The following is a 4,282-nucleotide window of genomic DNA, read 5'->3' on the forward strand; positions in this document are numbered from 1 at the left end:
TGTAAACAAGAGCGGCACGGACGGCGTCGTTACATTTTCATTTACGCTGGTCGCGTTCGCGTATAAAGGCTGATATGGCAAGAACGGCAAAAACCATTATAACGGCGGCATTGCTGGGGTTCGCGGTCCGCGCCGGCTGGGCGCTGGATCTTATACCGGTTTCCTCAACCGAAACGGTTGCGCCGGCCTCGGCGGACGGCGGCAGCGTTTTTTCCGGGCGGGATCCGTTCATGCCGGTTCCGGCCGCGCCCAAGGCGGAAGAAAAAAAATCATTTTCCGCAGCGATCCCGAAAAATTACCAGCCGGAGCTTGCGCGGCTGGTGTTTCGGGGCAAGGCCGAGATTCTGAGCGCTGCGCAGGCCCAGCTGTATGATCCGGTAAGCGGCAGGAGCTATTTCGCGACGGGCGGAAAACTGTACGACAGCAGGCTCAAGCCGCTCGACGGCGTGACGGCCGAGATCGGGGAAACCGCGGTTACGTTCACCAAAGGCGGCCGGAAAGTCGTCTTGACTCTTGGCAAAAAGAAATAACGGGATCTTTCGGAGACGGAATTATGAGAAAAACCATTGCGGTTATCATGTCGGTGCTTTTCCAGGCGGGGCTGGTTGCGCCTCTGTTCGCGGCGGAGGGCGCGGTCCGGCTTGAAAAGATTATCGCCACAAAAGACTCGGTGCTTATCAAAACCGCCGCGCCGGTGCAGTATGACACGTTCAGCGCGAAAGAGCCCGCCAAGATTGTGATCGAGCTGCTTAACAGCGAATTAAACAGCGGTTTGGAAAAAGTTGTTCCGGTGAAAGGCGCCGGAAGGTTCATCAGGGCGGTTACCGTGGAGCAGTATCAGGTGAAGCCCATAAAAATCTGCCGGGTCACGCTGGAGCTTAACCGGAATGCGGCTTACAATGCCGTGGCCAAGGGCAATGCCGTGGCGGTGTTTTTGAGCGATGCGCCGGCCGAGCCGAGAAAAGCTGCGGAAGTGCAATACGGGGCCGGCGCTTCAAAAGCGTCTTTCGTGGACATAATGCAGAATCTGCCGCAGGACAAAATCAATATTGATTATGACACCGCCGATGTGCGCACCGTGCTTTCCTCGATGGCCGAGCAGGTGGGCTTTAACATAATTTTCGCCGAGGATGTCGCGGGCGACGTGACAATGCGCCTTAAAAACGTGCCGTTTAAGGAGGCGTTCTGCACAATCCTGACCGTCAATAGCCTGAACGCGCAGCAGATGGGCAACAACATTCTGCGGGTGACCACGGCCCAGACCGTGAAGTCGGAGAACGCGACCGCCGCGATGGTGACCAGGGTGTTTCCGCTGCATTATATGCGGGCCGATGAAATGAAAGTGCTGATAGGAGATGTGATCACGGCGGAAGGCCGCAAGGGAAAGGTTACTTCAAACGATCCGCATAACATGCTGATGGTGACCGACGTGCCCAGCGGGCTGGACTCGATCGAGCGGCTGATTTCGCAGCTCGACAAGCGGCCCGTGCAGGTGCTTATCGAAACCAAACTGGTGGAAGTGCATCTGACCGACTCGCTCACGCTGGGCATTGACTGGAACGCCTACGGCGCCGACCAGTCCACGATCGGCAGCCAGACCGGCCTGAATTTCTACGGCAGCGGCGACGTGCAGAACCAGGCCTATACCGGCGTTACCACCACCGGGCTGGCCTACCCTTACACTACCGGCAACAATATCTACACGCCGCTGAGCAACAAAACCGACGAGGGCGGGACCGGCGTCAATTTCCCCAGCGTGGCCGATGAAATCACCGGCGGCGCGTTCCGGTTCGGGCGCATAGCGGGTAACATGTTTCTGGACGTGACGATCAACGCCACCGCGCAGAAAGGCAAAGCCAAGGTGCTGTCCGACCCGAAAGTCGCGACGGTAAACAACAAAACCGCGAAAATAAACATCACCACCCAGATCCCCTACACCACCAGCGAAACGACGAATACCAACCCGACCGTGACAACCACCAAAGTCACCTATATTGACACGGGCATCACGCTGGAAGTGACTCCGCTGGTAAACGACGACGGCAGAATAACAATGAAAATAAAGCCCACCGTCAGCCAGAAAGCCACTTCGGTGGCCGAGGCGACCGGCGGCGCGCCCGGCGTGGACACGCGGAGCGTGGAAACCACCATTATCACCCGCGACGGCGAAACCATCGTGATAGGCGGCCTGATTTACGATTCCGACTCCAACGTGCTTTATAAAGTCCCGCTGCTGGGCGATATTCCGCTGCTGGGCTGGTTCTTCAAGAAGAAAGTGGACGCCCGGTCGAGAATCGAGCTGCTTATTTTTGTCACGCCCAAAATCGTGGCGAGCTGAAAAGGCCTTGTGATAAAAAAGCGCCGCTTTTCGCGGCGCTTTTTTTATAAATTCCGCTCACAAAAACCCTGCGTCGGCCGGTGCGGCATAATGATTGCCGGAATGGCATAGCTCAAGCAGTGGGATTCGTGTGCAGCCCCGCGCAAGCCGTGCAAACGAAGTTCGGACCCAAAGAAAACCCCGGCGTGCCGGTAAAGCGTAATAACAACCGGCAGGCCGATGGCACAGCCGGGGGAGCTTCATGAAAAAAGTGCGCGGCGGTATTTTCGAGGGAGCGGGGCCGGAGGCCGGGTAGCTCCCGGCCCGGAGAAATTTTGCGCAGGCGCCCGTGCCGGACGGGCCGGTTTCATTCCAATGACAAATAACGAAAAGCGTAACGAGCGAACGGAAAACGCGGCATCAGCCGCGGCGGCGGTTCCGCTGCGCGCCGGGTTTGCGGACAGCGCGGCCTCCGCGGCCGCCGCGCGGCTGGCCGCAGCGGAGAAATGGCTCGCCGCGACCGGGCCGGAAGATATTTTGCTCGCGCTTGGCGGCGCGGTTCTGCTGGCGCTGTTTCCGCTCGCGCGGGGCGGCTGGGACTTGTGGGCGCAGGCTGCTTTTGAAGTACCGCTGTTCGGTGGCGCGGCGTTATGGTGCGCGGTGAAACTGCTGCGCGGGCGGCTGCCGCGGTTCGGGCCGGGCGCGGCGCTGGCGGCGTGTGTGCTGGCGGCGGCGTTTGTGTCGTGCTGGCTGGCGCCGGTCGGGTGGGTGAGCTGGCGCGCGTTTAAATGGCTGGCGGCCGGGCTGGCGGTATTTGTGTTTGCGCCGTTCGCGGGGTCCGCCGGCAGGAAAGCGGGGCTGGTTTTTCTGGTTTCGACCGGCTGGTTCCTGTGTCTGCTTGCGGGATACCAGTTTCTGCGCGGCGGCGATGTGACCGGCTCCTATTTCAACCCGAACGCATTTTCCGGCCTGTTGGTCATGCTTGCGCCTTTTGCGTTGCTGGGCGGCTATGCCGTGTCGGGCGCGGTTTTTGCGGGCACGATCGCGCTGGCCGGCGGGCGCGGCGCGGGCGCGGCGCTGCTGATAACGGCCGCGCTGTTTCTGGCCTGCCGGGCGGGAAAACGCGCGAAAGCGGCTGCCGCGCTGGCTGCGCTTGGCGCGGGGCTGTGGATCTATTTCGCGGATTTCTCGTCGCTGCAGCACCGGCTGGGCTGGTGGTCGAGCGCGTGGCAAATGTTCACGCTGCGCCCGCTGACCGGGTTTGGCGGCGGCGTTTTTGAATATATTTTCCCGGCCGTGCATGACGTGTCGCGGTTCCGGATAGGTTCGCTTTACGCGCACAGCTGGCCGCTGGAACTGCTGTCGGAATACGGGGCGGCCGGGTTTGTTCCGCTGGCGGCGCTCACCGTCCGGCAGATATACCGGGCGCAGGCGCCGCAGAAGTGGGCGGCGGTTGCGGCACTGGTGCTTTCGGCGCAGGATTATACGCTGAGCGTGCCCGCCAATTTCGCGGTTTTCTGTTTTCTGCTTTCATCGGGCGAGCGGGCGGCGGCGGAGGATTGCGGCGCGGTTTTTCCGCGCGGACTGCGGCTGTGCTGTGCCGGCGCCGTTCTGGCGGCCGGGTTCGGAATATGCGCCGCCGTGGCAAATGAATTTACTGCCGAGAAAGAGTATCTCGCTGCGGCGCGGCTGTACCGCGCGGGCGATGCGGCCGGCGCGGTCGCTTGCGCCGAACGGCTTGCCGCGCGCGAGCCGCGCTATCCCGCGCCGCGGCTGCTGATTGCGCGGGCTCGGCGCGCGCAGGCGGAGCGGGAGCATAATCTGCCGCTGCTGCTTGCGGCGGCGGTTTCCTATGAGCGCGCACTGGAACTGCACCCCTATCATATTCTCGCTTATGACGAACTGGCCGGCATTTACCGCATGACCGGCAACGGCCGTGCGCTGGCCGGGCTTGCCGCGCGGCGC

At 61.5% G+C, this 4,282-nt stretch carries 3 protein-coding genes; all 3 read left to right on the forward strand.

Features of this window, described 5'->3' with window-relative positions:
• Nucleotides 1-74: 74 nt before the first annotated feature.
• Nucleotides 75-530, forward strand: a complete 456-nt coding sequence (locus tag PHW69_09885; GenBank protein MDD4005492.1) for a hypothetical protein — start codon at nt 75-77, stop codon at nt 528-530.
• 23 nt (nt 531-553) lie between these two features.
• Nucleotides 554-2,338 (forward strand): type IV pilus secretin PilQ, encoded by a 1,785-nt coding sequence (gene pilQ / locus PHW69_09890; GenBank protein ID MDD4005493.1) that lies wholly within the window; start codon nt 554-556, stop codon nt 2,336-2,338.
• Between the two features lie 354 nt (nt 2,339-2,692).
• Nucleotides 2,693-4,282, forward strand: a 1,590-nt coding sequence (locus tag PHW69_09895; protein ID MDD4005494.1) for an O-antigen ligase family protein, incomplete at its 3' end; no start/stop codon positions are given.

The sequence above is a fragment of the Elusimicrobiaceae bacterium genome, assembly GCA_028700325.1.
GTDB lineage: Bacteria > Elusimicrobiota > Elusimicrobia > Elusimicrobiales > Elusimicrobiaceae > JAQVSV01.